The organism is Actinomycetota bacterium (assembly GCA_005774595.1).
Taxonomy (GTDB): Bacteria; Actinomycetota; Coriobacteriia; order Anaerosomatales; family D1FN1-002; genus D1FN1-002.
Genome location: VAUM01000137.1, coordinates 1 through 4,753, shown reverse-complemented (window position 1 = coordinate 4,753; position 4,753 = coordinate 1). Strand labels below are relative to the sequence as shown.

At 71.2% G+C, this 4,753-nt stretch carries 4 protein-coding genes; 1 reads left to right on the top strand and 3 read right to left on the bottom strand.

Going from position 1 to position 4,753, the window contains the following annotated elements; translation table 11 throughout:
- Together murA and FDZ70_06480 are read right to left on the bottom strand one after the other, a co-directional pair.
- Nucleotides 1-1,080, bottom strand: a 1,080-nt coding sequence (murA, locus tag FDZ70_06485; protein TLM76661.1) for a UDP-N-acetylglucosamine 1-carboxyvinyltransferase, incomplete at its 3' end; no start/stop codon positions are given.
- Between the two features lie 97 nt (nucleotides 1,081-1,177).
- Nucleotides 1,178-2,368, bottom strand: a complete 1,191-nt coding sequence (locus FDZ70_06480) for an acyltransferase (protein ID TLM76660.1) — start codon at nucleotides 2,366-2,368, stop codon at nucleotides 1,178-1,180.
- A gap of 126 nt (nucleotides 2,369-2,494) precedes the next feature.
- On the opposite strand from FDZ70_06480, the gene FDZ70_06475 reads away from it, so the two are divergent.
- Complete coding sequence (locus tag FDZ70_06475) at nucleotides 2,495-3,709, top strand: ATP-binding protein (protein TLM76659.1); 1,215 nt, start codon at nucleotides 2,495-2,497, stop codon at nucleotides 3,707-3,709.
- Between the two features lie 69 nt (nucleotides 3,710-3,778).
- On the opposite strand, the gene FDZ70_06470 is transcribed toward FDZ70_06475, so the two are convergent.
- A complete protein-coding gene (locus FDZ70_06470; GenBank protein ID TLM76658.1) occupies nucleotides 3,779-4,684 on the bottom strand; it encodes a cell wall-binding repeat-containing protein in 906 nt (301 codons plus the stop codon).
- Nucleotides 4,685-4,753: the final 69 nt, after the last annotated feature.

Genomic DNA, 4,753 nt, shown 5'->3' with positions numbered 1-4,753 from the left:
CAGCGCGTGCACGCCGCGCACGAGCGCGTGATGGCCCTCGATGTGGACGTCGGCGCCCATGCGCACGAGCTCGCCGGCGAACTGGAAGCGGTTCTCGAAGACGTTCTCGGTCACCACGCTCGTGCCGTCCGCGAGCGCCATCATCGTCATGAACTGCGCCTGCATGTCGGTCGGGAAGCCGGGGAACGGGAGCGTCTGGACGTCGACCGGCGCGAGGCGCCCGGACACCGACACGGTCACCGAACGCTCGCCCTGCTCGACCGAGACGCCCGCGGCCCGCATCTTCGCGAGCACGATCTCGAGGTGGTGCGGGTCGAAGCCCGTGACCGTGACCGGACCGCCGCACAGCGCGCCGGCGGCGAGGAAGGTGCCCGCCTCGATGCGGTCGCCGACGACGGCGTGGTCATCGGCAGCGTGCAGCTCTGAGACGCCGCGCACGCGGATCTCGGGCGTGCCCTCGCCGGCGATGTCGGCGCCCATCGCACGCAGGAACGCCGCGAGGTCCGAGATCTCCGGCTCGCGGGCGGCGTTGTCGATGACGGTCTCGCCTTCGGCGAGCACCGCGGCCATGAGCAGGTTCTCCGTGGCGCCGACGCTCGGGAACTCGAGCGTGACCGCGGCTCCGGTGAGGCGCTCCGCACGCGCGACGATGACGCCGTGCTCCACCGTGATCGCAGCGCCGAGCTGCTCCAGTCCCGCGATGTGCATGTCGATCGAGCGCGAGCCGATGGCACAGCCCCCGGGCATCGCGACGCGCGCCTCGCCGAAGCGCGCGAGCAGCGGGCCGAGCACGGCCGTGGACGCGCGCATGCGCGAGACCATCTCGTAGGGCGCCTCGACGCGGTCGACGTGCGACGCGTCCACCACGATCGAGTGGTCCTCGCGCGTGACGCGCGCGCCGAGGCCGGCGACGACCTCGGCCATGAGTGAGACGTCGGCGATGTCGGGGACGTTGCGGATGCGCGAAGCGCCGGGCGCCATGAGCGCCGCGGCGATGAGCTTCAGCGCCGAGTTCTTGGCGCCTTCGACGCGGACCTCACCTGTGAGCGGCTGGCCGCCGCGGACGAGTATGGAGCGCATGGGGGAAGCGTACCCTTCGCGGGTCGTCGGACATCAGGGGTGCGACGGACAGGGTACCGCAGCGGCGCGCGGGCGCACAGGAGCGACGCGCGGGGCGTCACCCGGCCGTCACGTCGGCGGGCGGCGCGGCGCTCGGCGCGCGGGACGGTCCCCGCACGCCCGTGAGCCACCACAACCACGGCCAGCGCGACAGCCACCGCACCAGCATGAGCACGCCGACCGACACCACCGGCCACACGACGAACACCATCGCCCACCACGGCAGCGGCCACGCCAGTCCGATGGCCGGCGCGCCGAACATGAACGCGCCAACCGCGAACGGGTGCGCGAGGTACAGGCCGAACGCGTACGGCGCCCAGGTGGTCGCTATCGGTGCGAGCCGGGGCAACGCCCGCAGCGACGCATCGGCGATGCCGAGCAACGCGAGGGTCGCGAGGATGTTGATGGTCACGTCGAACGCCAGCACGCCGATCTCGTACTTCACGAGCACGGCGTCGAGGATCCGCCCGCCTCCGGCCCACTTCACCGGCAGCCACTCGTACACCTGCGCCACCCGCAGCGCGAGCCCGGCGCCGAGCGCCCACGGCCACGCGCGTCGCAGCCATGTCGACGCGCGCTCGCGTTCGGCCGCGTACCACGCACCCGCGGCCGCGTACGGCAGGAAGCGCGCGATGCGCATGAGCAGGCCCTCGAGCTCGGGGTGCGGGCGAAGGCTCACCTGCCCGAGCAGCGGCCCCGCTGCCATCGCGATGCACACCGCGGCGACGAGCGCGGCCCACGGCTTCCACCGCACCAGTGGGACCGCGAGCGGCGTGAGCAGGTAGATGCCGATGATGATCGGGATGAAGTACAGGTGGTACCAGGTCGTCCCGAGCAGGAACATCCCCCACAGCTGCCGCCACGTGGGCTGCTTGATCAGCTCGAGCGGGATGCCCGCCGCGAGGTAGATGACCGACCACGCGAGGAACGGCGCGAGCACGGCCGACAGGCGCCGCCGGAAGAACGCGCCCCACGACTTCGCGCCGCCGAACGGCCTCGGCCACAGCAGCGCGCCGGTCAGCATCGCGAACGCCGGCACCGAGAAGCGCAGGATGCGGCTCGTGAGCACGACGGCTCCGGCGTGGCCGAGCCTCGTGAGCTCGCCGTCGACGAGCGGGCTCAGCGCATGGATGAGCACGACGCACAGGATCGCCGTGAGGCGCGCGACGTCGTAGACGGGCTCGCGCCCGGCCTGTGCCGGCACCTGCGCCACCGGTGCGTCCACGTCGCATCCACCTCCGCGTGCCATGCTAGCGGAGTCGGACCGCCGAGAGGCGTCCCAGCCCCAAGCCGCAGCAAACGAGCGGGGCGTCGCCGAGTGTGCAATAATGCACTCCCAATGCAATATTGCACGAACGCTGAAGAGGGGACCACGATGCCTGAGTACCTCCCCCGTACGCTCGAGACGGTCCTGCGGCGCGCCCTGACCGAGTTCCCCGCCGTGGTGGTGACCGGCCCCAGGCAGGCGGGCAAGACGACCCTCGCGAAGCACGTCGCCGGCCCCGGCGCGTCGTACGCATCGCTCGACGTCCCGGACGTGCGTGCCGCCGCGCTCGCCGACCCGCGCGGGTTCCTCTCGTCGCTGGCGGTACCGGCGATCCTCGACGAAGTGCAGCAGGTCCCGGAGCTCCTGCCGTACCTCAAGGAGGCGATCGACCGGGACCGTGACGCATCGGGGCGCTACCTGCTCACCGGATCGCAGAACCTCATGCTGATGCGCCAGGTGACTGAGTCGCTGGCCGGCAGGGCGGCCGTGCTCACCCTCATGCCGCTGTCGCAACGAGAGATCGACCACCAGCCCGAGGCCGGGTTCGCGTGGGAGGACGCCGGACACGCCGGGACCGTCGACACGACGCGCGCGTGGTTCGAGCGCCTGATGCGGTCCTCGTTCCCCGAGCCCGCGCTTCGCAACGGCGACGCCGGCCTGTGGCTCAGCTCGTACGTCGCGACGTACCTCGAGCGCGACGTGCGCATGCTGCGAGACGTCGGCGACCTTCGCACGTTCGACGCGTTCCTGAGGCTGATCGCCTCGCGCACTGGGACCACGCTCGACATGACGGACATCTCGCGCACGCTCGGCATCGCGGTCAACACGGTGAAGGCATGGGTGTCGGTGCTCGCGGCCTCGCACCTACTGCTCCTGCTGCCGCCGTACCACGCGAACGTCGCGAAGCGCCTGGCCAAGCGCCCGAAGGTGTACCTCCTCGACGTCGGGCTCGCCTGCCACCTGACGGGCCTCAAGGACCCCGAGCCGGCGATTGCGGGACCGCTCGGCGGCGCGCTGTTCGAGACCGCCGTGGTCGCCGAGGTCCACCGCGCACTGCTGCACCGCGGGCAGCGGCCGGACCTCCACTTCTGGGGCGTCTCGGGGCGCGCCGAGGTCGACATGCTCGTGAGACATGACGCTGGGCTAGTGCCCCTCGAGGTGAAGCTGTCCGAGACGCCCAACCCGAGGCACGCGGACCAAATCCGTGCGCTTCGGTCCATATTGCCCGCCGAGATCGCATCGACCGGCTACGTGGTCACGCCCGGGTCATCGACGCTCCCGCTCGGCGAGGGCGCGTGCGCACTACCGTTCTCGCGCCTGTGACGCCAGCGCCAAAGCCCCTCACCCACCACGGCGCCAAGCGGCCGTCGTGTCCCAGTCGGTATTCGCCCGCTACTTGAGCAGTGCCTTCGCGGTGGTGGCGACCTCGGCGCTGACGACTCCCGTTCCGCCGAGCACCGAGACGCGCACCACGTCGTTGTCAGCGAGGACGTCCGCGGTCGCGGTGGGCAGGGTGTCCCGATACGTGAGCAGCGTCGGCCAGCCGAGACGGCCCAGAGCGGCACCCGCCCCCAGACCGTCGGGGAAGTTGGCGCCGGTCACGATCGCCACGTGATACGGCTTGAACCAACCCTGATCGAGGCCATAGGTCACCGACTGCGCGCAGGTGTCGTATCGGTCGGCGCCGGCGATGCGGACGGCCGGCTTGAGCTGGGCGACCACGCTGTCTGACATCACCGCCGAGCCGCCGAGCACCACACTGTCGGTGGCCGCATGCGCCGCGTAGAACGCCGTCACGCAAGCGGGCACGTAGTCAGGACCCACCAGCAGCAGGGGCTGCTTGCGAGCCGCCGAGAGTGCCGCACCCCCGAGCGCATCGGCGAAGGTCTCACCGGAGACGACCACGGGGTTGACGGTGGTCGTGCCGGTGAGGGCGACCACCTCATCGGCGACGGCCGCCGCAGTGCCGTAGCGGTCGGCCCCGGCGAGGCGGACGATGTGCGCCTCCTTGTTGGCGAACCAGTCCTCCACCGGCTTGCCGACGGCGCCTGTGCCCCCGACGATGTAGACAGTCCGCCACGCCCGGTGGATGACGTAGTGGTCAGCGAACGAGAAGTACCCGAGACCGCCGCTGGCCCAGCCATCTGGTGTCGCCCAGGCGCTGTTCACGACGTCCGCCGGAAGCGCGTCGCGTCGTGTGAGGACGAGCCGACCGCCCGACGCCGAGACGAGCGCTGCCGCGGCGAGAGCATCGGGGTACTTCTCGCCTGAGGCAACGATCAACGGCGCGCCGACCATCCGGCGATCTGCATGGCTGTTCCCTGAACGCTGTGGCACAGACCGCTGATCAGCATCCTGGTATCGCTC